Origin of the sequence: Noviherbaspirillum aerium, assembly GCF_008929045.1 — a bacterium.
GTDB classification, from domain to species: Bacteria; Pseudomonadota; Gammaproteobacteria; order Burkholderiales; family Burkholderiaceae_D; genus Noviherbaspirillum; species Noviherbaspirillum aerium.
In genome coordinates this window covers 211899-235930 of the sequence record NZ_VFAH01000005.1, presented here as the reverse complement: position 1 = coordinate 235930, position 24032 = coordinate 211899, and the positions used below count along the sequence as shown (strand labels likewise).

The window sequence follows — 24032 nt, the reverse complement described above, 5'->3', positions numbered from 1 at the left end:
TAGCCGCACCGGTCGAAGGCATTTCAGCAACATATGTGCCAAGCAAAAACCCTCGCGGATTCAAGGACTTAACGGACGAACCCGTACATACGCGAAGAACAGGCGTACACAATTCGATACACACCCGGCGTTCGATAACATTTTTTCTTATATTTCAGAGGCTTACGGATGTGTATACGAATACATACAGCGTATTGAATTCAATACGCTCATTGCATCGGTTGAGACTTCAGGCGTAACGAACCCGATCCAGCCATTCGATCAGAGGAATGGTGGCGGGCAGCAGCGGCTCGACGCCGAGCGTGCCCTGCCAGGCGAAAGCTTGTCCTTCCAGGCTTTGCGGCTCGCCTCTCCATTCGCGGCTGATGTAGAAATGCAGGCGCACATGCGCGTGCGGGTAGACATGTTCGACGCCGCACCAGGGTTCGGCCGATACCACCTCGATGCCCAGTTCCTCGACGAATTCCCGCTTGAGCGCCTCCAGGATCGATTCATCCGGCTCGACCTTGCCGCCGGGGAATTCCCAATAGCCCGAATAGGGCTTGCCCTCCGGGCGCTGGCCGAGCAGCACGTCGCCGTTGGGTTTCATCAGGATGCCGACGGCGACGTCGATGGGGGAAGCGGACTTGGCGGTCATGGGATCAACGCCGTTCAGCGCGCCGTCTTGCCCGCATGATCGCGGGCGAATTGGAAGGCCACGCGGCCGGAGCGGGAGCCGCGCTGCAGCGCCCAGCGCAGTGCGTCGCCGCGGGACTCTTCGATCTGCTGCGCATCGCAGCCGAAGTGGCGCAGCCAGTGGGCCACGATGTCGAGATAATCGTCCTGCTTGAACGGATAGAACGACACCCACAGGCCAAAGCGCTCGGACAGCGAAATCTTTTCCTCGACCGTTTCGCCAGGATGCAGGTCACCGTCCTCGGTATGGGTATAGCCGGCATTGTCGGACATGCGCTCCGGCAGCAGGTGGCGCCGGTTCGATGTCGCATAGATCAGCACGTTGTCGGACTGCGCGGCAATGCTGCCGTCGAGCGCCACCTTCAACGCCTTGTAGCCGCTCTCGCCTTCCTCGAACGACAGGTCGTCGCAGAAGATCACGAAGCGTTCCGGACGCGAGGCCACCAGGTCGACGATATCGGGCAGGTCGCTGAGGTCGTCCTTGTCGACTTCGATCAGGCGCAGGCCCTGGTCGGAAAACTGGTTCAGGCAGGCCTTGATCAGCGAGGATTTGCCGGTGCCGCGCGCACCCGTCAGCAGCACATTATTGGCCGGACGGCCTTCAACGAATTGCCGGGTGTTCTGCTCGATCTGCTGTTTCTGCGCTTCGATGTTATGCAGGTCGGACAGGGCGATGCGCGCCGGATGGGATACCGGCTGCAGGTAGCCTCGGGCTTCCTTGCCGCCCCGCTTGCGCCAGCGGAAGGCGGTAGCCGCGCTCCAGTCGGGCGCCGGGGTGGCTTGCGGAAGAAAGGCTTCGATGCGGGCGAGCAGCGCTTCGGCGCGCGTCAGGAACTGGTCGAGTTGCGTCATGGAGTCAATCAGGAACGGTAATCGGCATTGATGCTGACGTAGTCATGCGAGAGGTCGCAGGTCCAGATGGTGGCCGCAGCGCTGCCGCGGGCCAGCCTGACGCGGATCGTGATCTCGCTCTGCTTCATCACGCGCTGGCCGTCCTCTTCCTTGTAGTCGGGGTTGCGCCCGCCGTCCTTGGCGACCCAGACATCGTCGAGGTAGAGATTGATCTTGCTGACATCGAGATCGCCGATGCCGGCATAGCCGATCGCGGCAAGAATGCGGCCGAGGTTGGGATCGGACGCATAGAAAGCCGTCTTGACCAGGGGCGAGTGGCCGATCGAGTATGCGATCTGGCGGCACTCCTCGACACTGCCACCCTCTTCCACGGTGATGGTCATGAACTTGGTCGCGCCTTCGCCGTCGCGCACGATCATCTGCGCGAGCTCCTGGGAAATCGATGTGACCGCCGCCGACAGTTCCGCATAGTCGGGCGACTGGGCATCGCTGACTTCGAGCTGGCCGGCGCCAGTGGCGATCAGCATGAAGGAATCGTTGGTCGAGGTGTCGCCGTCGATGGTGATGCAGTTGAAGGACTTGTCGGCCGCATCCCTGACCATGCGTTCGAGCAGCGGCTGCGGCACTTTCGCATCCATCGCGAGGTAGCCGAGCATGGTCGCCATGTTGGGCTTGATCATGCCCGCGCCCTTGCTGATGCCGGTCAGCGTGACGCTCTTGCCGGAGATGGTCACCGTGCGCGATGCCGCCTTCGGCTGCGTGTCGGTGGTCATGATGGACTCGGCGGCGTTGTACCAGTTGTCGGCCTTGAGATTGGCAATCGCCTGCGGCAGGCCGGCCTTGATGCGGTCGACCGGCAAGGGCTCGAGGATGACGCCGGTGGAAAACGGCAGGATCTGCGACGCGTCGCAACCCAGCAGTTCCGCCAGCGCGGCACAGGTGGTATTGGCATTGGCAAGGCCGGACTCGCCGGTGCCGGCATTGGCATTGCCGGTATTGATCACCAGCGCGCGGATCGGCGCACTGGATGTAGCCAGCTTGTCGAGATGGGTCTTGCAAACCTGCACGGGTGCCGCGCAGAAACGGTTTTTAGTGAAGACTCCGGCAACGGTTGCCGTCGGCGCCAGGCGTATTACCAGCAGGTCCTTGCGGTTGGTCTTGCGGACGCCGGCTTCGGCATAACCGAGCTCGATGCCGGCGACGGGTTTCAGATTGGCAGGTACGGGAAGCGGAAGATTGACGGCCATGGCGGAGTTGCTCGTGGGGCGATTGGACAAGAGCGGTATTGTAAACGCATCGGACGCTTGATGCGCCTGACCATGCAGGGCCATGCCGGGCCAGTGCATTCAGATCGCGCCGGCATGCAGCACAGGCGGGCACTCCGCCGCAATGAAAAAGGGACAGGTTGCCCTGTCCCTTTTTCATTTCCCGCCTCTCTTGCAGGCGTCTTGCGTTCGACTGTCAGCTCAGCTTGCCATGGCACTGCTTGTACTTCTTGCCGCTGCCGCAGGGGCAAGGGTCGTTGCGGCCAACCTTCGGAAGATTGGCTGCTTCCGCCTGGCGCTGCGCATCCTCGGCGGTCGCCACGGGTGCCAGCAATTCTTCGGGAGCGGCATTCGGATTGAAGTCTGCATGCTGGAAATGCAGGTTTTCCACGTGCGAATGCGACAGCTGCTCTTCGGCCGCATCGATTTCCTCGCGCGACTGGATGCGGACGGTCATTACGATGCGCACCACCTCGTTCTTGATCAGGTCCAGCATCTGGCCGAACAGCTCGAAGGCTTCGCGCTTGTATTCCTGCTTCGGATTCTTTTGCGCATAGCCGCGCAGGTGGATGCCCTGGCGCAGGTGGTCCAGCGCCGCCAGATGCTCGCGCCAGTGGGTATCGATGCTCTGCAACATCACGCTGCGCTCGAAGCCGCCGAAGGCTTCCTTGCCGATCACTTCCACCTTGGCGTTATAGGCGTCATCGGCTGCCTTGAGCACGCGCTCCAGCAGATCCTCATCGGTCAGGTTGGGTTCGGCCTCCAGCATGCTCGACAGCGGAACGTCGAGCTGCCAGTCATTGGACAGCACGGCTTCGAGACCCTTGATGTCCCACTGCTCTTCCATCGAGTCGGCCGGAACATGTTCGCGGAACAGGTCGCTGAACATGCCCTGGCGCAGCGCGGCGATCAGTTCGGAAACGTCCTTGGATTCCAGCAGCTCATTGCGCTGCTGGTAGATCACCTTACGCTGGTCGTTGGCGACATCGTCGTATTCGAGCAGCTGCTTGCGGATATCGAAGTTGCGCGCCTCCACCTTGCGCTGCGCCGATTCGATCGAGCGGCTGACGATGCCGGCCTCGATCGGCTCGCCTTCCGGCATCTTCAGGCGGTCCATGATGGCGCGCACGCGGTCGCCGGCGAAGATGCGCAGTAGCGGATCGTCGAGCGACAGGTAGAAGCGGGAGGAACCCGGATCGCCCTGGCGTCCGGAACGGCCGCGCAGCTGGTTGTCGACGCGCCGCGACTCATGGCGCTCGGTGCCGATGATGTGCAGGCCGCCCGCCGTGACGACATGGTCGTGCAGCGACTGCCATTCATCGCGCAGGGTCTTGGCCTGCGCAGCCTTGTCGGCATCGCTCAGGCTGGGATCGCTTTCGATGATCTGGATCTGCTTCTCGACATTGCCGCCCAAAACGATGTCGGTGCCGCGGCCCGCCATGTTGGTGGCGATGGTGATCATCTTCGGACGCCCTGCCTGGGCGACGATTTCCGCTTCGCGCGCATGCTGTTTCGCATTCAGCACATTGTGCGGCAGCTGCGCCTTGGTCAGGATGCCCGACAGGAGTTCGGAGTTCTCGATCGAGGTGGTGCCCACCAGCACCGGCTGGCCGCGCTCGTAGCAGTCCTGGATGTCGGCGAGCATCGCGTTGTATTTCTCCTGCGCGCTCTTGTACACCTGATCCTGGCGATCCTTGCGCTGGCTCGGACGATTGGGCGGAATGACCACGGTTTCGAGGCCGTAGATTTCCTGGAATTCGTAAGCTTCGGTATCGGCGGTGCCGGTCATGCCGGCTAGCTTGCCGTACATGCGGAAGTAATTCTGGAAGGTGATCGAGGCCAGCGTCTGGTTCTCGTTCTGGATCTTGACGCCTTCCTTGGCTTCGACCGCCTGGTGCAGGCCTTCGGACCAGCGGCGGCCCGTCATCAGGCGTCCGGTGAATTCGTCGACGATCACCACTTCGCCGTTCTGCACCACGTAATGCTGGTCCTTGTGGTACAGCGTATGGGCGCGCAGCGCCGCGTACAGGTGATGGATCAGGGTGATGTTGGCCGGGTCGTACAGCGATGCCCCTTCCGGCAGCAGGCCCATGCGGGTCAGGATCTGCTCGGCCTTTTCATGGCCTGACTCGGTCAGCAGCACCTGGTGGGTTTTCTCGTCCTTGGTATAGTCGCCGGGCACCTCGATCTTGCCCTTGCCGTCCGGCGTTTCTTCGCCGATCTGCAATGTCAGCAGCGGCGGCACGCCATTCATCTTGACGTACATGTCGGTGTGATCTTCGGCCTGGCCGGAAATGATCAGCGGCGTCCGCGCTTCATCGATCAGGATGGAATCGACTTCATCGACGATGGCGAAATTCAGGCTGCGCTGCACGCGGTCGCCCGTGTCGTACACCATGTTGTCGCGCAGGTAATCGAAACCGAATTCGTTGTTGGTGCCGTAGGTGATGTCGGCGGCATAGGCTGCCTGCTTGACGTCGTGCGCCATCTGCGACAGATTGATGCCGGTGGTCAGTCCCAGCCAGCCGTACAGCCTGCCCATCCACTCGGCATCGCGCTGGGCGAGGTAGTCGTTGACGGTCACCACATGCACGCCCTTGCCGGACAGCGCATTGAGATAGGCCGCCAGCGTCGCCATCAGAGTCTTGCCCTCGCCGGTTCCCATTTCGGCGATCTTGCCGTAATGGAGCACCATGCCGCCGATCAGCTGGACATCGAAATGCCGCATCTTGAGCACGCGCTTGCTGGCCTCGCGGCACACCGCGAATGCCTCGGGCAGAATGGCGTCGAGGGAGGTGCCCTTGGCGATGCGCTCCTTGAACTCCGGCGTCTTTGCCTGCAACTCGGCGTCGGACAGCTTTTCCATGGCCGGCTCGAGCGCGTTGATCTCGCGGACGATCTTTTGGTATTGCTTGACCAGTCGCTGGTTGCGACTGCCGAAAATCTGGGTCAGTAATGACATGCTTGAATTCTGATAATGGCCCGCGAGTCCCGGGATTAAGCTCGCAGTGTCCGAACCTTGGCTAAATTGCGGATTCTATCATGCAGCCCGCAGAGCTTCGCTTGATCCATGATCAGTGCCTTGCGGATAGATGCGGACGATGCATTCGCGAGGAACATGGGGATTGATCTTCAGGAAACAATAGCGCCCCCTCAACACTCTGCCGGCAAGACTCAGTTCTTCGCCGCCAGCGCGGCAAGCTTGGCCTGGTCCGCCCCGGCAGCGAGAAACTTGTGGGGATCCTGCTGCACCCCCTTGACCAGGACTTCGAAGTGCAGATGCGCCCCCGTCGAACGGCCGGTGGAACCGATGTCGGCCACATGCTGGCCGCGCTTGACGATATCGCCCAGCTTGACGTGCAGCCGGGATGCATGGGCATAGCGGGTGACCATGTCGTTGCCGTGGTCGATCTCCAGCATGTTGCCGAATTGGTGATGATATTCCGCGGCGATCACGACACCTCCGGCGGCGGCAACAATGGGTGTGCCGGGCGCGGCGGCGAAATCAATGCCTTCGTGGAAGGCGCTGCGTCCGCTGAAGGGATCGAGGCGCCAGCCGAAGCCGGAAGCGTTATAGCTGCCATTGACCGGCTGCGTGGTCGGCAGCAGCTTGGACTTGATCTTCTGGCTCATCAAAGTGCTTTCCACCACGTTCATGTAGTCGGCACGGTGTTCGACATCCTTCGCGGTGGCTTCCAGCAATTGCTGGAATTCGCTCATGCTCAGGTTTTTCTGCTTGAGGCTCGACGGCGCGGCACCGCCTCGTCCCGGCAATTCCTTGAAATTGAATTCCTGCGGCTTGACCCCCGCAAGTCCCTGCACCCGTTCTCCCAGCGCGTCGAGACGCATCAATTGCGCCTGCATCTCGCCCAGCTTCATTGCCATGGCGGTCAGGTTCTCCCTGACATACCTGTCTTTCTTGTCGGTGTCATCCTGGGTAGCGGATGCGAGTGCTTCGCGCACGAGCGGGATATTGAGTTCGGTGGCGTGGCGGAAGGTGAAATAGTAGAGAAGCGAGGCCGATGCGATGACGGCAATGAGGAAAGCCAGCGCTGCGAGGATCAGATGCCAATGGGTAAGCGTGACAGACTTGGCATTAAAGCGCGGGTGCAACAGGATAATTTGCATTACGACTCCTGCGATTCGTCCATCATGGATGAGGTGTGATAAGGTTCCGGGCATGACTCGCCCGCCCTCATTTCTCAATTTTCAGCCAGGCACAAGAACAACTCGCGGTTCGGCTAAGCGAACCGCTCAAGGCATAACTGATTATTTGCGCGCCGACGACAAGATGGCTGCGCTGTTGCCTGCGGTGAAACGGATGGCTGCGCTGCAACAGGATTGCAGGGCAATTCTTCCCGCGGTATTTGACGTCTGTTCGGTAGTGCAGTTCGACGCCGGACAACTTGTTTTTTCGATACCTAACGCCGCACTTGCCGCCAGGCTGAAGCAACAATTGCCGAAGTTGCAAGAAGCCCTGCTGCAGCGGGGCTGGCAGGTTAGCGCAATACGGTTGAAAGTGCAAGTAAGAAAGCTTGTCGAAAGACCAAGGCCGGTCAAGCAGATAAAGCTGCCTTCGCAAGCCTTGTCGGCGCTGGCCGACCTGAAGGAATCGCTCGACGATTCCCCGCAGAATGAAGCCTTGAAGGCGGCGCTGGATGCCATGGTGAGGCGGCATCACGGCAGTCGCTAGAGCGTTTTCGCCCTGACCGGCCTGGTGGCTTAGTCAGGGCCGAGGCAGATTGCTGCTGGAACAAGGCGTGACGACGCGACATGGCAAGCGCCTCAAACATGGGGCGCTAACCGCACGGCATGACTATGGCATCAGCTGCAGCAAATTAATTGAAAGCCCATTCCTGCCGCGTCTGCTGCGCATAGGCGCGGGGTGCGCCGTCGGCTGAGGAAAAGGTCACGATCTCGTAGGCGTCGGGGTGGGCCAGCAGTTCCCGCAGCAAGAGATTGTTGAGCGTATGCCCGGACTTGTGTGCGGTGTAGCTTGCCAGCAGCGGATGACCGACCAGGTACAGGTCGCCGATGGCGTCGAGGATCTTGTGCCGCACGAATTCATTGTCATACCGGAGACCGTCGGCATTCAGGATGCGGTACTCGTCCATCACGATCGCGTTCTCCAGCGAACCGCCGCGGGCCAGCCCCATGCCGCGCAGCGTCTCGACATCCTGCATGAAACCGAAGGTGCGCGCACGGGCGATTTCCTTGACATAGGATTCCGCTTCGAAATCGACTTCCGCGTACTGCCCGGTGACATCGACGGCGGGATGGTTGAATTCGATGAAGAACTTCAGGCGGAAACCGTCGTACGGCTCAAGACGGGCCCATTTCTCCTGGGCGCCCTTGCCTTCGCGGACTTCAACCGGCTTCTTCACGCGAATGAATTTCTTGGGAACATTCTGTTCCTGCAATCCGGCCTGCTGCAGGAGAAAGACAAAGGAGGCGGCCGAGCCGTCCATGATCGGAATTTCTTCGGCGGTGACATCGACATACAGATTGTCGATGCCGAGACCGGCACAGGCCGACATCAGATGCTCGACCGTCGACACCCTTGCCCCGTCACGATCCAGCACGGAAGCCATGCGGGTATCGCCGACGCCGGTGGCGCTCGCGGGCAGGTCGACCGGCGGAGTCAGGTCGACGCGGCGGAACACGATACCGGTGTCCGGCGCGGCGGGACGCAGGGTAAGCTCGACCTTGGTGCCGGAATGCAGCCCGACGCCAGTGGTTTTGACGAGTTGTTTGACGGTTCTTTGTTTGAGCATTGTGGAAGTATAACAACTTACCCATGGGTCAGTTGTTAAGGGATGTAAGCCATGTTGGGCTTACACCACGCTAAAGTACTTCCTGGCAAGCTTGCAAATATATTGCCTGACGAAGTCAGGCAAACTCATTCCAGCCATTGCTGGGACCGCTGCACGGCCCGCCGCCATTGCGCCAGCCGCTCGGTCCTTTCCTCGGCCGACATGACAGGCTCGAAGCGTTTTTCCGCCTGCCATTGCGCGGCGATTTCCTCCTGCGACTGCCAGTAGCCGACCGCCAGCCCGGCAAGATAGGCTGCGCCGAGGGAAGTTGTTTCGGTAACGGTGGGCCGCACCACCGGCACGCCGAGCACATCCGCCTGGAACTGCATCAGGAGATCATTGCGGGCGGCGCCGCCATCGACGCGCAATTCGGTCAGGCTTATCGCGGCATCACGCTGCATCGCTTCCAGCACGTCGGCGCTTTGATAGGCAATGCCTGCCAGGGTGGCGCGTGCGATGTGCGCCTTTGTCGTGCCGCGGCTGATGCCGACGATGGTGCCGCGCGCATAGGCATCCCAGTACGGCGCGCCGAGGCCGGCAAATGCGGGCACGAAAAAGACGCCGCCGGTGTCGGGCACGCTTTGCGCAAGCGCTTCCACTTCGGCCGAAGTGTTGATGATGCCCAGACCGTCGCGCAGCCATTGCACCGCGGCGCCGGCGTTGAACACGCTGCCTTCGAGCATGTAATCCGACTGGCCGTTGAGCGTCCAGCCGACCGTGGTGAGCAAATTGTTGCGCGAGGCGATCGCCTGCTTGCCGGTATTAAGCAGCATGAAGCAGCCTGTCCCGTAGGTATTCTTTGCCATGCCGGGCCGGTGGCAGGCCTGGCCGAAGGTGGCGGCCTGCTGGTCGCCAGCGATGCCAGCAATCGGGATGGGAGCGCCGAACAGATCGGCGCCGCTGTGGCCGACGATGCCGCTGCTCGGCACCACTTCCGGCAGCAGGCTGGCCGGCACGTCGAGCAAGGCCAGCAGTTCCTCGTCCCATTGCATGGTGTGGATATTGAACAGCAGGGTGCGGGAAGCATTGCTGGTGTCGGCGACATGGCGTCCGCACAATTTGTAGATCAGCCAGGAGTCGACCGTGCCGAACGCAAGTTCGCCGCGCTCGGCACGGGCGCGCGCTCCGGGCACATTGTCGAGCAGCCACTTGAGCTTGGTGCCTGAAAAATAGGCGTCCAGCACAAGACCCGTCTTCTTCAGGAAAATGTCGGCCTTGCCCTGCTCCCGCAAGGCATCGCACAGGCCGGCGGTGCGGTGGTCCTGCCAGACGATGGCATTGGCGACCGGTTCGCCGCTGGCGCGGTCCCACAGCACCACGGTCTCGCGCTGGTTGGTGATGCCGATGGCGGCAATGTCCTTCGCGCTGACGCCGTTTTCCTTCAATACCTGCTGCGCCACCGCCAGCTGGCTTTGCCAGATCTCGCCGGCGTCATGCTCCACCCAGCCGGAATGCGGGAATATCTGGCGGAATTCCTGCTGCGCGATGCCGTGCGGAAGACCCGCATGGTCGAAAAGAATCGCGCGTGAGCTGGTCGTACCCTGGTCGAGGGCAAGAATGTATTGTGTCACCGGACGCACTCCATGATGATGCCAATCCAATTGCTGCTTGCTGCTGATTGCGAAACGACGGAAAACCCGAATGGCAGGCGCAGCCTGCGCCGCGCCTGCCATCAACCAGCATGATATTACTTCACGCGGCCTTCCTTCCAGGCCTGCAGCAGCTTGTCGTAGGCAATGGTTTCGCCTTTCGGCTTTTCATTGGCCAGCTTCTTCCACGGCGCGCCGGTGTCGGACAGGTACTTGTTCGGATCGCCTTTCGGATTGAGCTTCGGCGCGCAGTTCTTCATGCCCGCGCGTTCCAGGCGCGACATCACCTGGTCCATTTCATCGGCCAGGGTATCCATCGCGGCCTGCGGCGTCCTCTCGCCGGTGACCGCGGTGGCGACATTCTTCCACCACAGCTGCGCCAGCTTCGGATAATCGGGCACGTTGGTGCCGGTCGGTGTCCATGCTACCCGCGCCGGGCTGCGGTAGAACTCGATCAGGCCGCCGTACTTCGCCGCATTCTTGGTGAAGTATTCATGGCGGATATCGGAGTCGCGCACGAAGGTGACGCCGACGATGGACTTCTTCAGCGACGTGGTCTTGGCATTGACGAACTGCGCATACAGCCATGCGGCCGCCTTGCGGTCGTCCGGCGTCGACTTGAAGAAGGTCCAGGAACCGACGTCCTGGTAGCCGTTCTGCATGCCTTCCTTCCAGTACGGGCCGTGCGGGCCGGGCGCCATGCGCCATTTCGGCGTGCCGTCCTGGTTGATGACGGCGGCGGCCTTGGTCATCGGCGCGGTGAAGGCGGTGTACCAGAAGATCTGCTGCGCGATCTCGCCCTGCCCCGGCACCGGGCCGGCTTCGGAGAAGGTCATGCCGTTGGCCTGCGGCGGCGCGTACTTCTTCATCCAGTCGACATACTTGGTCAGCGCATACACGGCCGCCGGAGAATTGGTGGCGCCGCCGCGCGCGACCGAGGCGCCGACCGGCGTGCACTTGTCGTTGGCGACGCGGATGCCCCATTCGTCGACCGGCTGGCCGTTGGGAATGCCCTTGTCGGCGGTGCCGGCCATCGACAGCCAGGCATCGGTGAAGCGCCAGCCGAGCGACGGATCCTTCTTGCCGTAGTCCATGTGGCCGTAGACCTTCTTGCCGTCGATTTCCTTGACGTCGTTGGTAAAGAAATTGGCAATGTCCTCATAGGCCGACCAGTTGACCGGCACGCCGAGGTCGTAGCCGTACTTGGCCTTGAACTTGTCCTTCAGGTCCTGGCGCTCGAACCAGTCGGCGCGGAACCAGTAGAGATTGGCGAACTGCTGGTCGGGCAGCTGGTAGAGCTTGCCGTCGGGCGCGGTGGTGAAGCTGGTGCCGATGAAATCCTTGAGGTCGAGATTGGGATTGGTGAAGTCCTTGCCCTTGCCGCTCATGTAGTCGGACAGGGGCTCGATCGCGCCATAGCGGTAATGGGTGCCGATCAGGTCGGAATCGGAAATCCAGCCGTCGTAGATGCTCTTGCCCGACTGCATCGAGGTCTGCAGCTTTTCCACGACGTCGCCTTCCTGGATCAGGTCGTGCTTGACGGTGATGCCGGTGATCTCGGTGAAGGCCTTGGCCAGCGTCTTGGATTCGTAGACGTGGGTATCGATGGTTTCCGACACCACGTTGATTTCCTTGACGCCCTTGGCCTTGAGCTTCTCGGCGGCGGCAATGAACCACTTCATCTCTTCGAGCTGCTGCTGCTTGCTCAGCGTGGATGGCTGGAATTCCTGGTCCACCCATTTTTCGGCCGCCTTCATGTCGGCCCAGGATGCGCCCGATGCCAGCATCGCCGCAGCCGCTATTGCTGTCAGTTTCACTCTCATATCTCCACCTCTTTTTATCACCTTCCCGTAGACAGAAAGCACGGAACGGCGGGAAGATTTCCGCCCGTGCCGCGGCGCGAGTCAGCCCCAGCGCATCACAATCAACAACACCATGAATCCGACCGCGGCGCCGATCGCCTGATGCAGCTCGGTCATGCCGGCCCAGATCAGGTTGACGTAGGCCGCGGTCAGCAGGCCGATGAACAGACGGTCGCCGCGCGTCGTGCTGATCGGCAGAAAACCCTTGCGCTCCACCGTCGGCGCGCGCATTTCCCAGATCGTCATGCCGATCAGCATCAGCACGATGAGACTGAAGAAGATGGCCACCGGCGGCGTCCACGCCATCCAGGCAAGCATGTTTTCCATGTCACACCCTCCCCATGGCAAAGCCCTTGGCAATGTAATGCCGCACGAACCAGATCACCAGCGCGCCGGGCACGATGGTCAGCACGCCGGCGGCGGCCAGCACGCCCCAGTCCATGCCGGCGGCCGATACCGTGCGCGTCATGGTGGCGGCGATCGGCTTGGCGTTGACCGAGGTCAGCGTGCGCGCCAGCAGCAGTTCCACCCAGCTGAACATGAAGCAGAAGAAGGCGGTGACGCCGACACCGGACTTGATCATCGGCAGGAAGATGCGGATGAAGAATTTCGGGAAACTGTAGCCGTCGATGTAGGCAGTCTCGTCGATCTCCTTGGGAATGCCCGACATGAAGCCTTCCAGGATCCATACCGCCAGCGGCACGTTGAACACCATGTGCGCCAGCGCCACCGCCAGGTGGGTATCCATCAGGCCGACCGTCGAGTACAGCTGGAAGAACGGCAGCAGGAACACCGCCGGCGGCGTCATGCGGTTGGTCAGCAGCCAGAAGAACAGGTGCTTGTCGCCGAGGAAGGTATAGCGCGAGAACGCATACGCGGCCGGCAGGGCCACCGCCACCGACAGCACCATGTTGATGGCCACATAGATGATGGAATTGATGTAGCCGTCATACCAGGACGGATCGGTGAAGATGGTCTTGAAGTTGTCGAAGGTCAGGTTGCTCGGCCACATCGTCAAGGCGCCGGTGATTTCCTCATTGGTCTTGAGCGACATGTTGAGCATCCAGTAGATCGGCAGCAGCGACAGCAGCAGGTAGACGATCAGGATAGGCGAGGTCAGGCGTTTGCTCATCATTTCTGGTCTCCCGTGCCGACGCGCTGCATCCAGTTGTAGAGCACGAAGCAGAACAGCAGGATGATCAGGAAATAGATCAGCGAAAAGGCCGCGGCCGGTCCGAGGTCGAACTGGCCGACCGCCTTCTGCGTCAGGTATTGCGACAGGAAGGTGGTGGCGTTGCCGGGTCCGCCGCCGGTCAGCACGAAGGGTTCGGTATAGATCATGAAACTGTCCATGAAGCGCAGCAGCACCGCGATCATCAATACGTTGCGCAGCTTGGGCAGCTGGATGAAGCGGAACACCGCCCAGCGCGAGGCGCCGTCGATGCGCGCCGCCTGGTAATAGGCGTCGGGAATCGCGCGCAGGCCCGCATAGCAGAGCAGCACCACCAGCGGCGTCCAGTGCCAGACATCCATCACCAGCACGGTGATCCAGGCATCCAGCGAATCGCCGGTGTAGTTGTAATCCATGCCGAGGCTGTTCAAGCCATAGCCGAGCAGGCCGATGTCACCGCGGCCGAAGATCTGCCAGATGGTGCCGACCACGTTCCAGGGAATGAGCAGCGGCAAGGCGATCAGCACCAGCGACAGCGAAGCCTTCCAGCCCTGCGCCGGCATGGTCAGCGCGATCAGAATGCCGAGCGGGATCTGGATGGCCAGCACCGACAGCGAGAACAGCATCTGCCGGTACAGCGCACCGTGCAGCTCGCTGTCGCGCATCACCATCTTGAACCACTCGGTGCCGACGAACACATGCTGGGTCGGACTGAGGATGTCCTGCACCGAGTAATTGACGATGGTCATCAGCGGCACGATGGCCGAGAAGGCGACGCAGAGAATCACCGGCAGGATCAGGAACCAGGCGCGATTGTTATGGGTTTTCATGTCAGGCCACCCGCTTGTCGTTGACGTAATAGAGTGTGCGCTCCGGCGGCAGGCGCAGGTGCACGGTATCTCCCGCGCGGGCATCGATCTGCCTGAGCTTGGCGGCCAGCACATGGCTGCCGAGCCGGAACTCGGCGAGGTAATGCGTACCGAGGTTGCGCACCGCGGTGGCGGTCGCTGCCACCGTGCCCGTCTGCGGCAGTGCTTCGCACTCGACGAATTCGGGTCGGATGCCAAGCGTGATGCCGCCCTGCGCGCCCTGCAGTGCCGCAGCGGCTGCCGGCGCCAGCGGGATGCCGCCCAGCGGAATGCCGCCCAGCGGAATGCCGCCGCCGTCGAGCTGCGCCATGCCGTCGCGCACCGTGCACGGCAGCAGGTTCATGCCGGGATTGCCGATGAAGTAGCCGACGAAGGTGTGCGCCGGCTGCTCGAACAATTCCTGCGCGCTGCCGGCCTGCACCACTTCCCCCTGGGTCATCACCACCACCTTGTCGGCGAAGGTCAGCGCCTCGACCTGGTCATGGGTGACATAGATCAGCGAGAGCCGGAGTTCATGATGGATTTCCTTGAGCTTGCGGCGCAGCAGCCATTTCAGGTGCGGGTCGATCACGGTCAGCGGTTCGTCGAACAGCACCGCCGCCACGTCAGGCCGCACCAGTCCGCGGCCGAGGGAAATCTTTTGCTTGGCATCGACCGACAGGCCGCTGGCGCGGTGCTTCAGGTCCGGCGTCAGTTCCAGCATCTCGGCCACCTGCTGCACGCGGCGGTTGATGTCGGCGGTTTTCCAGCCGCGGTTGCGCAGCGGAAAAGCGAGATTGTCGAACACCGTCATGGTGTCGTAAATGACCGGAAACTGGAACACCTGGGCGATATTGCGCGCTTCCGGCGGCAGGTCGGTCACATCCTTGCCGTCGAACAGCACCCGTCCGTGCGAGGGCCGCACCAGGCCGGAGATGATGTTGAGCAGCGTGGTCTTGCCGCAGCCCGAGGGGCCGAGCAGCGCATAGGCGCCGCCGTCGTCCCATTGCATGTTCATCGGGCGCAGCGCGTAGTCGGCCGGCCCGGCGGGATTGGGCTTGTAGGCATGGGCCAGGTCCTTGAGTTCGATGCGGGCCATGCCTATGCTCCTGCCGGTGTGGTTGCCTGCCCGGGCGCAAACAGCAGCGTGCCGTCGGAGGCGAACAGGAACAGGTCGCCCGGCCGGCAATACAGGCTGCAGCGCGAACCGAGTTCCAGGTCATGCACGCCGGGCAACTGCGCGACCAGCGCAATGGAGCCGCGATGCACGTGGATATAGGTTTCCGAGCCGCTGATTTCCGACAGCTCGACCTCGGCGTCGATCGCCACATCGTCGGCATGGCGGGCGCGCAGGTGCAGGCTGTGCGCGCGGATGCCGGCGACCAGATGCGGATGCCGGGCCGCCGCCTGCAGTTGCGCGGCGTTCAGGGGTATCGTCACTTCATTGGCGAGCCGCGCCCGGCCATCGGCATCGATGCTTGCCGGTATCAGGTTGATCGGCGGATCGCTGAAGGTGCGCGCCGCCTGGATAGAATTCGGTGCATTGAAGACATCGACCGTCGGGCCGCTCTGCAGCAGCCGGCCTTCATGCAGGACACAGACGTGGCCGCCCAGCTGCAGCGCTTCCAGCGGCTCGGTGGTCGCATAGACGACGGTGGTCCTGCCCTCGGAAAAGAGTTCGCTCAGTTCGCTGCGCAGTTCCTCGCGCAGCTTGTAATCGAGATTGACCAGCGGCTCGTCGAGCAGCAGCAGGCCGGCGTCCTTGATCAGCGCGCGCGCCAGCGCGGTGCGCTGCTGCTGTCCGCCGGAAAGCTCCGCCGGCGAGCGCTGCAGGTAGGGCGTGATGTGCAGGCGTTCGGCCATGGCGGTCACGCGCTTTTTCACCTCGGCTTCGGGCACGCGCTTGATGCGCAGCGGCGAGGCGATGTTGTCGAAGACGGTGAATGACGGATAGTTGACGAACTGCTGGTACACCATGGCCAGGTCGCGGTCGCGCACCGACACGCCGGTGACATCCTTGCCATCGGCCAGCACGCGGCCGCCGCTCGGCCGGTCGAGCCCGGCCATGAGCCGCATTAGCGACGTCTTGCCGGCGCGCGTCGTTCCCAGCAGGACATTGATGGTGCCCGGTACCAGCGCAAGCGACAGCGGATAGATGTGATCTTCCGCGCCCTGCTTCCTGCTGACGTTTTCCAATGCCAAATGCACGCTGTCTGTCTCCTTGAAATTTCCTGCCGCCTGTTATTCCGCATGTACCTGTGCCGGTGCGATCTGTGTTTTCTTCAAGCCGGGTTTCACCTCATGCCGCGGCTCTCCTCGCCTGCATCCATTCATCCAGCCGGGCTTCGGTCCCGGGCGGTACGTGCAGCCCGAGCTTGGATCGGCGCCAGAGGATGTCGCCGGCCGTCGTCGCCCATTCCCTGTGCATCAGGTAATTCACCTCGGCCACGAACAGGCCGGGCGCGATTTCTTCGCCCATGTCGGCCATGCGGGTGCGTCCGCTCAGCAGCGCATCGATGCGCGTGCCGTAGGCGCGGGCATAGCGCGCCACCAGCGACGGCGGCAGCCAGGGATATTTGCGCTGCATGTCCTGCACGAAGCTGTCGAATTCGCTGACCGCGCGGTTGCTCGGCTCGGGGCCGAACAGGTCGCCGCCGGGCAGGCAGGCATGCTCGGTCCAGGCGCCGTTGCGTACCGACGGCGCCGGCATGTTTGCGGCCAGCATGTCGACCGCTTCCTCGGCCAGCTTGCGGAAGGTGGTGATCTTGCCGCCGAAGACGGAAAGCAGGGGCGCGCCGTCGCCATCGAGCTCGAGCCGGTAGTCGCGCGTCACGGCGGAGGCGCTGGCGGCTTCGTCCTCGACCAGCGGACGCACGCCGGAATAGCTCCAGACCACATCGCCCGGCGTGATGGCCTTGCGGAAATAGCGGTTGGCCAGTTCGCACAGGTAGCCGATTTCCTGCTGGTCGATCGCCACCTTGCCGGCATCGCCCTGGTAGTCGATGTCGGTGGTGCCGACCAGCGTGAATTCCTGCTCGTAGGGAATGGTGAAGACGATGCGGCCGTCCGGATGCTGGAAGATGTAGGCATAGGGATGGTCGAACAGGCGGCGCACCACGATATGGCTGCCCTTGATCAGCCGCAGCGACTTGGCCGACGGGCGCTGCGCCGCGTTCTGCAGGAAATGCGCGGTCCAGGGGCCGGCGGCATTGACCAGGCTGCGCGCCCTGACATTGACGGCCGTTCCGTCCGCCCTGCGCAGCCGCGCTACCCAGTGCCGGCCTTCGCGCGCCGCCGATTCGCAGGCGGTGCGGGTAAATATCCTGGCGCCCTTTTCGGCCGCATCGATGGCATTCAATACGACCAGGCGGGCATCGTCGACCCAACCGTCGGAATAGATGAAGCCGCGGGTGAATTCCGGCTTGAGCGGCGTACCCGCGGGATGGTTGCGCAGATCGACGCCCTGCGAGCCGGGAAGCAGTTCGCGCCGGGCCAGGCGGTCGTACAGGAACAGGCCGGCGCGGATCATCCAGCCCGGGCGCTGCCCCTTGTCATGCGGCATCACGAAACGCAGCGGCCACATGATATGCGGCGCCGCGCGCAGCAGCACTTCACGCTCGATCAGCGCCTTGCGCACCAGGTTGAACTCATAGTGTTCCAGGTAGCGCAGGCCGCCGTGGATGAGCTTGGTCGAGGCGGAGGAAGTATGCGCGGCGAGGTCGTCCTTTTCGCAAAGGATGACGGACAGGCCGCGGCCGGCGGCATCGCGCGCGATGCCGGCACCGTTGATGCCGCCGCCGACCACCAGCAGGTCGCACTCCAGAATGTGCTGACTGTTTTCCATCCGTTCTCGCCCTTGAAGTGTATTCTCGGTAAGATGATGCGCGTAAGATACGACATCATCCGAACCAAAATCAACATATTTATTGTTTTTATTTGTTCGTTTCTGTTCGTTTTTGGTATTTTAGAGTGCAACACACGAGAAGTTGGAGAGAAGGAATGACTCTTAATCCACGTCAAAGGCGCTTGCTGGAAGTCGTGCGGCAGCGCGTGACGATGTCAGTGGAGGAACTGGCGCAGGAGCTGGATGTGACGCCGCAGACGGTGCGCCGCGACGTCAAGCAGATGGAGGAAGCCAAGCTGCTGGCGAGGTATCACGGCGGCGTGGGCCTGCCGTCGTCGGTGGAAAACATCGACTACAGCCAGCGCCAGGTGATGAACATCGACGCCAAGCGGCGCATCGCCGAGGCGGTGGCGAAGCAGGTGCCGCCCGGCTGCTCGCTGCTGATCAATATCGGCACCACCACCGAGGAAGTTGCCCGGGCGCTGTCGCACCACCATGGCCTGCACGTGGTGACCAACAACCTGAATGTGGCGGCCATCCTGGCCGACAATCCCGGATGCGAAGTGATCATCGCCGGCGGCGTGGTGCGGGGGCGCGACCGCGGCATCGTCGGCGAAGTCACCATCGACTTCATCCGGCAGTTCAAGGTCGATATCGGCATCATCGGTATTTCCAGCATCGAGACCGATGGCACGCTGCGCGATTTCGACGCCCGCGAAGTCAAGGTGGCGCAGACCATCATCGAGCAGTCGCGCGAGGTGTGGCTGGTCGCCGACCGCGACAAGTTCGGACGGCAGGCGCTGGTGCGGATGGCGCACCTGTCGCAGGTGGACATGCTGTTTACGGATGCCAAGCCGCCGGAAGCGCTGATGAAGGTGCTGAAGGAGGCGCAGGTGAAGGTAGTGGTGGCGCCGTAGTGGTGGCGCCGTAGTTGCAGCACGAACAAATGGAGGGATTGGAAACAATAAGGGCCGGGAATTCCCGGCCCTTATTGTTTCAATGCGGATTTCGCCGCGGCTGATCGGAGTTAGGCAATCTGTCCCAGCAAGGTTTCCGCGTTCGAGACTTCGAACTTGCCCGGCTGCTCCACGTTCAGCTGCTTGACGACGCCGTCCTCGACCAGCATCGAATAGCGCTGCGAGCGCGTGCCCATGCCGAACCTCGGCACATCGGCAACCAGGCCCATCGCCTTGCTGAACGACGCATCGCCGTCGGCCATCATGCGCACGATGCCGGTGGACTTCTGTTCGCGTCCCCATGCGCCCATCACGAAGGGATCGTTGACCGAGATGCACCAGATCTCGTCCACGCCCTTGGCCTTGAGCTGGTCGGCATTGGCGACATAGCCCGGCACATGCTTGGCCGAGCAGGTCGGGGTGAAGGCGCCCGGCAGGCCGAAGATCGCGATCTTCTTGCCTTTTGCGATGTCGCCGACATTGAAGCTGTTCGGTCCGAGCGAGCAGCCTTCCGATTCCACTTCGATGAATTCCGAGAGAGTGCCTTCGGGCAGGCGGTCGCCAACTTTGATAGTCATGATGTGTCCTCTTGTAATGTGTATCGGGTGTTGCGTGCTGTATAGCGTCGCATGGTGATGCGCAGGCGCCGCGCCGGCAAGTCGGTCCGGCAGCGCCAATGAAAACGCCGCGCCGCCCGTTTTCACGAGGGGCGCGGCGTACCAACCGCAGTATGCCCTTTTATTGCCTGTCTTGCATGGCGCGGGACTGGCGAGGCGGGCCGCTTGGGGCCGGGGACGTCTTAGTCGGCCTGCTTGCGCAGGAAGGCCGGGATGTCGTAGGTTTCCATGCCGTTCTTTTCCAGTGCGCGCACGGTGTCGGAAGCCGACTCGCGGCGCCAGACAGCCGGCTTGCTCAGGCCCTGGAAGGAGCCTGCGCCCTGTGCCGCGCCCTGGCCCATCAGGCCGCCCTGCATGATCGGCTCGTTGTGGGTGCCGGTGCGCAGTACCGGTGTCTGCACCAGCTGCACGTTCTTGCGCGCGCGGCCGAGGCCGGTGGCGACCACGGTAACGCGGATGTCGTCGCCCATGGCGTCGTCATAGGCGATACCCTGGGCGATCGATGCGTCGGGAGCGGCGAAGGCGCGCACCGTTGCCATGACTTCCTTGATTTCCTTGCCCTTGAGGCTGCGGCTGGCGGTGACGTTGACCAGCACGCCGCGCGCGCCGGACAGGTCGATGCCGTCGAGCAGCGGCGATGCGACTGCCTGTTCGGCAGCGATGCGCGCGCGGTCGACGCCGGAAGCGGTGGCGGTGCCCATCATCGCCTTGCCCTGCTCGCCCATGATGGTCTTGACGTCGTTGAAGTCGACGTTGATGTGGCCGGGCACGTTGATGATCTCGGCGATACCGGCAACGGCGTTGTTGAGCACGTCGTCGGCATGCTGCAGCCATTCGATCATGCTGTCGTCTTCGTAGATCTCTTCCAGCTTTTCGTTGAGGATGACGATCAGCGAATCGACATGCTGGGTCAGCGCGTCCAGGCCTTCGTCAGCGATTTCCATGCACTTCGCGCCTTCATACGAGAAGGGCTTGGAGACCACGGCGACGGTCAGCGCGCCGAGTTCCTTGGCGACTTCGGCCACGATCGGTGCGGCGCCGGTGCCGGTGCCGCCGCCCATGCCGGCGGCGATGAAGACCATGTGCGCGCCGCGCAGCGCGTCCTGAATGCGCGCGCGGGATTCTTCCGCCAGCTTGCGGCCGACTTCCGGCTTCATGCCTGCGCCCAGGCCGCTTTCGCCGATCTGGATGACGTTGTGTGCCTTCGATTCCGCCAATGCCTGCGCATCGGTGTTGGCCGCAATGAATTCAACGCCGGACACGCCCTTGTTGATCATGTGCTGGACTGCATTGCCGCCTGCGCCACCGACACCGACGACCTTGATCACCGTGCCCAGGTTTGCGTTATCGATCATATCGATTTCCATGATGACTCCCTTAGATGATGATGCAGTTTTCAGTCGTTAGTCACCACGCGGTGTGGCGACTAGCAACTGCAAACTGCAGTTGATGCCGAAAATAATTAACGTTAGAAATTGCCCAAAAACCATTCTTTCATGCGCTGCCATACCGCCTTCACCGAACCGTCCTGGCTGGTGACGATGTGGCCGCGCAGGTACTGCTTCTTCGCTTCCAGCAACAAACCGAGCACGGTCGAATAGCGGGGGCTTCGCACCACGTCCGCCAGTTGACCGCTGTACTCGGGCACTCCAAGCCGCGCCGGCTTGAGGAAAATATCCTCTGCCAGTTCGACCATGCCCGGCATCATCGCCGAGCCGCCGGTCAGGACCAGGCCTGACGACAGAACTTCTTCGTAACCGGACTCGCGCACCACCTGATGCACGAGGGCAAACAATTCTTCGACGCGTGGCTCGATCACGGCGGCGAGCGCCTGGCGCGACAGGCTGCGCGGACCGCGGTCGCCCAGGCCCGGCACTTCCAGCGTCTCGCCCGGATCGGCCAGCACCTGCTTGGCAACGCCGAAACGCAGCTTGATTTCTTCCGCCTCGGCGGTCGGCGTACGCAGCGCCATCGCGATGTCGTTGGTGATCTGGTCGCCGGCGATCGGGATCACGGCGGTGTGGCGGATCGCGCCTTCGGTGAAGATGGCGACGTCGGTGGTGCCGCCGCCGATGTCGATCAGCACCACGCCGAGTTCCTTCTCGTCGGGGGTGAGCACCGCGTCGGCGGACGCCATCGGCTGCAGGATCAGGTCCGACACTTCGAGGCCGCAGCGGCGCACGCACTTGACGATGTTCTGCACCGCCGACACCGCGCCGGTGACGATATGCACCTTCACTTCGAGGCGGATGCCGCTCATGCCGATCGGCTCGCGCACGTCGTCCTGGCTGTCGACGATGAATTCCTGCGGCACGGTGTGCAGCAATTGCTGGTCGGTCGGGATGTTGACCGCCTTCGCGGTCTCGATCACGCGCGCCACGTCGGTGGCGGTCACTTCCTTGTCCTTGATGGCGACCATGCCGCTGGAATTGAAGCTGCGGATATGGCTGCCGGCGATGCCGGTATAGACGTTCTTGATCTTGCAGTCGGCCATCAGCTCGGCTTCTTCCAGCGCGCGCTGGATCGATTCGACCGTCGCCTCGATGTTGACCACCACTCCCTTTTTCAGCCCCTTGGACTCGTGCTGCCCGAGCCCGATGACCTCATGCCTCCCGTTAGGCATTACCTCGGCCACCACCGCCACCACTTTCGAGGTGCCGATATCGAGGCCGACGATCAGGTTTTTTGCGTCTTTTGTCATGTTTATCGCTTTGCTTTTTTACTGTCCGGCGCGAACTTGATCCCCGGCGCCTTCAGCGCCATTCCGTTCGGGTACCGCATATCCACACTTTCAATCTTGTCCTGCAGGCGGCTGACAAGCTGCGGATAAATCCCGATCAGCCGGTCGACCCGATCCTTCAAGGTCGTCTTGCTTTGCTCCCGGCCGAGTTCGACCGTAATGCCGTTGTTCAGCTTCACCGTCCAGGCATAGCGGGTCGACAGCTGCACGCTCTCGGGCACCAGGCTGACCGGCTTGAACCATTCGATCAGCTCGCGGTAGCGCGCAACGATCTCCTTCTCGCTGCCGTCCGGTCCGGCGAACTCCGGCAGCGCGCCGTCTTCTTCCGCCTCGTCCAGGTTGGCGGTGAAGATGTCGCCCTTGACCGATACCAGCTTGCCTTCGTCGCCCCAGGTGGCGAGCGGCAGATGCTCCTCCACCTGCACGATCAGCTTGTTCGGCCATTCGCGGCGGATCGCCGCCTTGCGCACCCACGGCACCGCTTCGAAAGCCTGCCGCACCGCATCGAGATCGGCGGTGAAGAAGTTGCCCTTGATGCGCGGCACGGCGGTGGTGCGCACCGTGGACGCATTAACGTGCCGCAGCTGTGTTTCGCCGACACCTTCCACCTGAATAGTTTTCAGCGTGAACATCGGCCGATGCGCAACCCACCACAAGCCCGAGCCGAGCAGGCTCAGCACCAGCAGCCCGAGCAGGGTGTTGGTGGTTGCATTGAGCATTCGGACGTCGTGCCACATGATTTACGCTCTTTTCCTTATGCCGGTTTCCAGTCTTGCGACGGCTTCAGATCGAGGTCCGCGGAACGCAGGATCTCGACGCACAGATCTTCATAGCTCACGCCCGCCGCCTTGGCCGCCATCGGCACGAGAGAATGGCCGGTCATGCCGGGAGAAGTATTGATCTCCAGCAGGAAGGGTTCGTTGTCGGCGGCGCGCAACATGAAGTCGACGCGCGCCCATCCCGAACTGCCCACCGCATTGAAGGCGCGCACCGCCAGCGACTGGATGCGCTTGGTCAGTTCCTCGTCGAGCGGCGCCGGGCACAGGTACTGCGTGTCGTCGCTGAAGTACTTGTGCTCATAGTCGTAGTTGCCCTGCGGCGCGCGGATCTCGACGATCGGCAGCGCGCGCGCATTGCGGCCCGTGCCGAGCACCGGCACCGTCAGTTCGCGGCCGGTGATGAATTCTTCGGCCAGCACCACTTCGTCATACTTCGCGCACAGGTCGAAACCGCTCTGCATTTCGGAATAGCCGATCACCTTGCTGATGCCGATGGTCGAACCTTCGTGCGGCGCCTTGAGCATCAACGGCAGGCCGAGCTCGTCCGGCACCTTGCGCAGATCTTCATGGGTCGCCTCCTTGGAATCGAGCACGATGAAGCGCGGCGTCGGCAGTCCGTGGCTGAGCCAGATGCGCTTGGTCATCACCTTGTCCATGCCGATGGAAGACGCCATCACGCCCGAGCCGGTGTACGGCAGGCCCAGCTGCTCGAGCACGCCCTGCAGCGTGCCGTCTTCGCCGTAGCGGCCGTGCAGCGCGATGAATACGCGGTCGAACTTTTCCGCCGCCAGTTCCGCGATGCTGCGTTCCGCCGGATCAAAGCCGTGCGCGTCGACGCCCTTGCTGCGCAGGGCTTCCAGGACGCCCCTGCCGGACATCAGCGAAACCTCCCGCTCTGCGGAGCGACCGCCGAACAGAACGCCGACTTTTCCAAATTCACTTGCCATTACCAACTCGCTTAAAAAGATTGTGCTGCCTGTTCCCTTGCCGCCTGTAAGGAAAGCGGCAAGGGACGCCTTCC

21 protein-coding genes are annotated in these 24032 nt (G+C 62.4%); 2 read left to right on the top strand and 19 right to left on the bottom strand.

Annotated elements, in window-relative coordinates; genetic code table 11:
- Window positions 1-229: 229 nt before the first annotated feature.
- From FH061_RS10435 to FH061_RS10415, 5 genes are all read right to left on the bottom strand, one after another.
- Window positions 230-637, bottom strand: a complete 408-nt coding sequence (locus tag FH061_RS10435) for an NUDIX domain-containing protein (protein ID WP_151635656.1) — start codon at window positions 635-637, stop codon at window positions 230-232.
- Between the two features lie 14 nt (window positions 638-651).
- The gene (locus FH061_RS10430; protein WP_151635654.1) at window positions 652-1527 is read right to left on the bottom strand and encodes an ATP-binding protein; all 876 of its coding nucleotides are present in this window, start codon (window positions 1525-1527) and stop codon (window positions 652-654) included.
- A gap of 8 nt (window positions 1528-1535) precedes the next feature.
- The gene (argJ, locus tag FH061_RS10425; RefSeq protein WP_151635652.1) at window positions 1536-2774 is read right to left on the bottom strand and encodes a bifunctional glutamate N-acetyltransferase/amino-acid acetyltransferase ArgJ; all 1239 of its coding nucleotides are present in this window, start codon (window positions 2772-2774) and stop codon (window positions 1536-1538) included.
- 214 nt (window positions 2775-2988) lie between these two features.
- The gene (gene secA, locus FH061_RS10420; RefSeq protein WP_151635650.1) at window positions 2989-5754 is read right to left on the bottom strand and encodes a preprotein translocase subunit SecA; all 2766 of its coding nucleotides are present in this window, start codon (window positions 5752-5754) and stop codon (window positions 2989-2991) included.
- A gap of 212 nt (window positions 5755-5966) precedes the next feature.
- Window positions 5967-6920, bottom strand: coding sequence for a M23 family metallopeptidase (locus tag FH061_RS10415; protein WP_151635648.1), 954 nt, complete (start codon window positions 6918-6920; stop codon window positions 5967-5969).
- Window positions 6921-6972: 52 nt separating this feature from the next.
- Between FH061_RS10415 and FH061_RS10410 the strand changes: the two genes are divergently transcribed.
- The gene (locus FH061_RS10410; protein WP_151635646.1) at window positions 6973-7485 is read left to right on the top strand and encodes a DciA family protein; all 513 of its coding nucleotides are present in this window, start codon (window positions 6973-6975) and stop codon (window positions 7483-7485) included.
- 145 nt (window positions 7486-7630) lie between these two features.
- On the opposite strand, the gene lpxC is transcribed toward FH061_RS10410, so the two are convergent.
- The 9 genes from lpxC to glpD form a co-directional block, all read right to left on the bottom strand.
- On the bottom strand, window positions 7631-8566 hold the full coding sequence (lpxC, locus tag FH061_RS10405) for a UDP-3-O-acyl-N-acetylglucosamine deacetylase (protein WP_151635644.1): 936 nt from the start codon (window positions 8564-8566) through the stop codon (window positions 7631-7633).
- A 125-nt stretch (window positions 8567-8691) separates the two neighbouring features.
- The gene (gene glpK / locus FH061_RS10400) at window positions 8692-10176 is read right to left on the bottom strand and encodes a glycerol kinase GlpK (protein ID WP_151635642.1); all 1485 of its coding nucleotides are present in this window, start codon (window positions 10174-10176) and stop codon (window positions 8692-8694) included.
- Window positions 10177-10292: 116 nt separating this feature from the next.
- On the bottom strand, window positions 10293-12017 hold the full coding sequence (locus tag FH061_RS10395; RefSeq protein WP_151635640.1) for an ABC transporter substrate-binding protein: 1725 nt from the start codon (window positions 12015-12017) through the stop codon (window positions 10293-10295).
- 81 nt (window positions 12018-12098) lie between these two features.
- Complete coding sequence (locus FH061_RS10390) at window positions 12099-12383, bottom strand: DUF2160 domain-containing protein (RefSeq protein WP_192804994.1); 285 nt, start codon at window positions 12381-12383, stop codon at window positions 12099-12101.
- Window position 12384: 1 nt separating this feature from the next.
- Window positions 12385-13188 (bottom strand): carbohydrate ABC transporter permease, encoded by an 804-nt coding sequence (locus FH061_RS10385; protein WP_151635837.1) that lies wholly within the window; start codon window positions 13186-13188, stop codon window positions 12385-12387.
- Window positions 13188-14057, bottom strand: coding sequence for a carbohydrate ABC transporter permease (locus tag FH061_RS10380; RefSeq protein ID WP_151635638.1), 870 nt, complete (start codon window positions 14055-14057; stop codon window positions 13188-13190). The genes FH061_RS10385 and FH061_RS10380 overlap by 1 nt, the downstream gene beginning before the upstream one ends.
- Before the next feature lies 1 nt (window position 14058).
- Window positions 14059-15174 carry an ABC transporter ATP-binding protein gene (locus FH061_RS10375; protein ID WP_151635636.1) on the bottom strand — a complete coding sequence of 372 codons (1116 nt, stop codon included), beginning with the start codon at window positions 15172-15174 and terminating at the stop codon, window positions 14059-14061.
- 2 nt (window positions 15175-15176) lie between these two features.
- Window positions 15177-16283, bottom strand: coding sequence for an ABC transporter ATP-binding protein (locus FH061_RS10370; protein WP_151635634.1), 1107 nt, complete (start codon window positions 16281-16283; stop codon window positions 15177-15179).
- Window positions 16284-16374: 91 nt separating this feature from the next.
- Window positions 16375-17919: a glycerol-3-phosphate dehydrogenase gene (gene glpD / locus FH061_RS10365; protein WP_151635632.1), complete on the bottom strand. Its 1545-nt coding sequence runs from the start codon at window positions 17917-17919 to the stop codon at window positions 16375-16377.
- Between the two features lie 155 nt (window positions 17920-18074).
- On the opposite strand from glpD, the gene FH061_RS10360 reads away from it, so the two are divergent.
- Window positions 18075-18836 carry a DeoR/GlpR family DNA-binding transcription regulator gene (locus tag FH061_RS10360; protein WP_151635630.1) on the top strand — a complete coding sequence of 254 codons (762 nt, stop codon included), beginning with the start codon at window positions 18075-18077 and terminating at the stop codon, window positions 18834-18836.
- Window positions 18837-18946: 110 nt separating this feature from the next.
- On the opposite strand, the gene FH061_RS10355 is transcribed toward FH061_RS10360, so the two are convergent.
- The 5 genes from FH061_RS10355 to FH061_RS10335 form a co-directional block, all read right to left on the bottom strand.
- Window positions 18947-19453 carry a peroxiredoxin gene (locus FH061_RS10355; protein WP_151635628.1) on the bottom strand — a complete coding sequence of 169 codons (507 nt, stop codon included), beginning with the start codon at window positions 19451-19453 and terminating at the stop codon, window positions 18947-18949.
- Between the two features lie 221 nt (window positions 19454-19674).
- Entirely contained in the window at window positions 19675-20859 is a 1185-nt protein-coding gene (ftsZ, locus tag FH061_RS10350) for a cell division protein FtsZ (protein ID WP_151635626.1), read from the bottom strand.
- Window positions 20860-20960: 101 nt separating this feature from the next.
- Window positions 20961-22193: a cell division protein FtsA gene (ftsA, locus tag FH061_RS10345; protein WP_151635624.1), complete on the bottom strand. Its 1233-nt coding sequence runs from the start codon at window positions 22191-22193 to the stop codon at window positions 20961-20963.
- Between the two features lie 2 nt (window positions 22194-22195).
- Window positions 22196-22969, bottom strand: coding sequence for a cell division protein FtsQ/DivIB (locus tag FH061_RS10340; protein WP_151635622.1), 774 nt, complete (start codon window positions 22967-22969; stop codon window positions 22196-22198).
- Between the two features lie 17 nt (window positions 22970-22986).
- Window positions 22987-23958, bottom strand: a complete 972-nt coding sequence (locus tag FH061_RS10335) for a D-alanine--D-alanine ligase (RefSeq protein ID WP_151635620.1) — start codon at window positions 23956-23958, stop codon at window positions 22987-22989.
- Window positions 23959-24032 lie beyond the last annotated feature (74 nt).

Bases quoted from the DNA above. Each gene is read 5' to 3' on its own strand.
- FH061_RS10435 (WP_151635656.1), bottom strand. From the start codon at position 637: ATGACCGCCAAGTCCGCTTCCCCCATCGACGTCGCCGTCGGCATCCTG.
- FH061_RS10430 (WP_151635654.1), bottom strand. From the start codon at position 1,527: ATGACGCAACTCGACCAGTTCCTGACGCGCGCCGAAGCGCTGCTCGCC.
- argJ (WP_151635652.1), bottom strand. From the start codon at position 2,774: ATGGCCGTCAATCTTCCGCTTCCCGTACCTGCCAATCTGAAACCCGTC.
- secA (WP_151635650.1), bottom strand. From the start codon at position 5,754: ATGTCATTACTGACCCAGATTTTCGGCAGTCGCAACCAGCGACTGGTC.
- FH061_RS10415 (WP_151635648.1), bottom strand. From the start codon at position 6,920: ATGCAAATTATCCTGTTGCACCCGCGCTTTAATGCCAAGTCTGTCACG.
- FH061_RS10410 (WP_151635646.1), top strand. From the start codon at position 6,973: ATGACTCGCCCGCCCTCATTTCTCAATTTTCAGCCAGGCACAAGAACA.
- lpxC (WP_151635644.1), bottom strand. From the start codon at position 8,566: ATGCTCAAACAAAGAACCGTCAAACAACTCGTCAAAACCACTGGCGTC.
- FH061_RS10395 (WP_151635640.1), bottom strand. From the start codon at position 12,017: ATGAGAGTGAAACTGACAGCAATAGCGGCTGCGGCGATGCTGGCATCG.
- FH061_RS10390 (WP_192804994.1), bottom strand. From the start codon at position 12,383: ATGGAAAACATGCTTGCCTGGATGGCGTGGACGCCGCCGGTGGCCATC.
- FH061_RS10385 (WP_151635837.1), bottom strand. From the start codon at position 13,188: ATGAGCAAACGCCTGACCTCGCCTATCCTGATCGTCTACCTGCTGCTG.
- FH061_RS10380 (WP_151635638.1), bottom strand. From the start codon at position 14,057: ATGAAAACCCATAACAATCGCGCCTGGTTCCTGATCCTGCCGGTGATT.
- FH061_RS10375 (WP_151635636.1), bottom strand. From the start codon at position 15,174: ATGGCCCGCATCGAACTCAAGGACCTGGCCCATGCCTACAAGCCCAAT.
- glpD (WP_151635632.1), bottom strand. From the start codon at position 17,919: ATGGAAAACAGTCAGCACATTCTGGAGTGCGACCTGCTGGTGGTCGGC.
- FH061_RS10360 (WP_151635630.1), top strand. From the start codon at position 18,075: ATGACTCTTAATCCACGTCAAAGGCGCTTGCTGGAAGTCGTGCGGCAG.
- FH061_RS10355 (WP_151635628.1), bottom strand. From the start codon at position 19,453: ATGACTATCAAAGTTGGCGACCGCCTGCCCGAAGGCACTCTCTCGGAA.
- ftsZ (WP_151635626.1), bottom strand. From the start codon at position 20,859: ATGGAAATCGATATGATCGATAACGCAAACCTGGGCACGGTGATCAAG.
- ftsA (WP_151635624.1), bottom strand. From the start codon at position 22,193: ATGACAAAAGACGCAAAAAACCTGATCGTCGGCCTCGATATCGGCACC.
- FH061_RS10340 (WP_151635622.1), bottom strand. From the start codon at position 22,969: ATGTGGCACGACGTCCGAATGCTCAATGCAACCACCAACACCCTGCTC.
- FH061_RS10335 (WP_151635620.1), bottom strand. From the start codon at position 23,958: ATGGCAAGTGAATTTGGAAAAGTCGGCGTTCTGTTCGGCGGTCGCTCC.